Here is a 1,845-nt window from a genome sequence, read left to right as displayed (position 1 = left end):
GTACGGTTATCCAGTTAGGCAGAAATATACATACTAGTGGGCATGCAACTGGTCGTGATCTGCAACTTTTGATTACAACCTTGAAGCCAAAATTCTTAATTCCAGTAATTGGTGAATATCGTTTACTTGAAGTAGTACGTGATTTGGCTATTAAAGCTGGAATGAATCCTAAAGATATATATATTACCAAGAATGGTGACTGTCTTGAATATGACTTTAAGCAGAAGCGTTTCTTCTTAACTGACCCAGTACCAGGTGAAGATACCATGATCGACGGTTCTGGTGTTGGTGATGTTGGTAATATTGTGCTACGTGATCGTGAGGTCCTATCAGATGACGGAATCTTTATTGCGGTTGTTACAATTGACCGTAAGAAGAAAAAGATTATTGCAGAGCCAAAAGTCACTAGTCGTGGTTTCGTCTATATCAAGGCTAATCGCCAGTTGATGAGTGATTCAATTGATGTAATTAAAAAAGCAATTCAGGCCAATTTTGAACACAAAAAGTTTGATTGGACTGAATTGAAGCAAGATATCCGCGGTGATTTGGAGAAGTTTTTATACAAGAAAACTAACCGTCGTCCAGTGATCTTGCCCGTGGTCATGGAAGTAAATCAAAACCGTCATCGTGCTATGCAGAAACGCAATGAAAAAGCACAAAATGACAATAAGAACCATGCCAAAGACGAAAATAAAAAAACAAAAATAAATAAGAAAAAAGAAAGTAATAAGAAAGACTAAAAATGACATCAGTAAGCCAACAAAATTTATTGAAACTTGCTGAAGAAGATGAGCGTAAGGGAGATCTCGAAGCAGCTATTCAAAATCTAGAAGAAGCATTACGTGGAGAGCATTCATTGGACGTTATTTTGAAACTCTGCAAACTCTATTGCGCTAATAAACAAGAAGATCAGGCATATGCTTTAATTAAAGAGGAGCCTGATCTTTTTTCTGATCAGCGAGTATTTAAAAGTTACTGTCAAATTCTAGCTAAAAATAATTTTTTTATTGAAGCTCTACAACTAAAAAATCTTGTTGGAGTGGACTTATCAGAAAAGGTAAAACCAGCTTCTGAAGAAAAACAGCGGCAGATTATGCAAAACTTTAAACAACGAGAACAGGTTACTCAGTTGGATTATGAAAGTTTACATAAGTTAAACCTGCCTAATTTTAAAGCTTTTGCACGAAGCGTCTTATTAGATCCAACGCCAGATTTTGCTGTTAGGTTGTCACTTTGTGAAGATCTAGTTCGCTTGGGACTTGAAGAAAAGTTTGAAATTTGGGTAATAGGCCAGATGGAGAGCTTTATTCCGGCGAATACACTGCTTCTAGAAAAAGAACCTAAGTACCGTGAAATTATTTCTAGCATTGGAAGCAAATTTCACAATAGTCCAAGTCAGTTGCCATTAATGCTGGGAGAAGTGAATTTGGTATTAGGCAGTCTTTACCCTAAAATTAACCAATATATTGATGAGCTTGACAGTTTTGCTAGTGATTTAGTTTCATTTTTACAAAGAAAAGATGGCCGTAGTCATCAAAAATTACTAGAAAAAATATATAAATACTTACTGCAATAAAAAATAAGTAAAAAAGGTTTACATTTTCAAACTATTTAGTATAATTAGCAAAGGATATTTTCGTTAGGCAATTTCGCTTAAGCTTTTTTACTAGGCATTTGCCGAAGAAAGTAGTACAATATTCAACAGAGAATTATCCGTTAACTTATCTCAACGGACTTCTTGCAAATTTACAGGAGGGTCATTTTAATGGCAGAAAAAGAACATTACGTTAGAACTAAGCCACACGTAAACATTGGTACTATCGGTCACGTTGACCACGGTAAGAC

General features: G+C 35.4%; 2 protein-coding genes. Both read left to right on the top strand.

Annotated features, from left to right (window positions below; all coding sequences use genetic code 11):
* Window positions 1–740, top strand: a 740-nt coding sequence (locus CP367_RS06490; RefSeq protein WP_143469225.1) for a ribonuclease J, incomplete at its 5' end; no start/stop codon positions are given.
* 2 nt (window positions 741–742) lie between these two features.
* Complete coding sequence (locus tag CP367_RS06485) at window positions 743–1,576, top strand: tetratricopeptide repeat protein (protein WP_089145756.1); 834 nt, start codon at window positions 743–745, stop codon at window positions 1,574–1,576.
* Window positions 1,577–1,845: the final 269 nt, after the last annotated feature.

It is taken from the genome of Lactobacillus sp. UMNPBX16 (assembly GCF_002553775.1).
GTDB lineage: Bacteria > Bacillota > Bacilli > Lactobacillales > Lactobacillaceae > Lactobacillus > Lactobacillus crispatus.
The sequence above is the reverse complement of the archived record's forward strand: the minus strand, read 5'-3'. Positions and strand labels throughout refer to the sequence as shown.

Bases quoted from the DNA above. Each gene is read 5' to 3' on its own strand.
- CP367_RS06485 (WP_089145756.1), top strand. From the start codon at position 743: ATGACATCAGTAAGCCAACAAAATTTATTGAAACTTGCTGAAGAAGAT.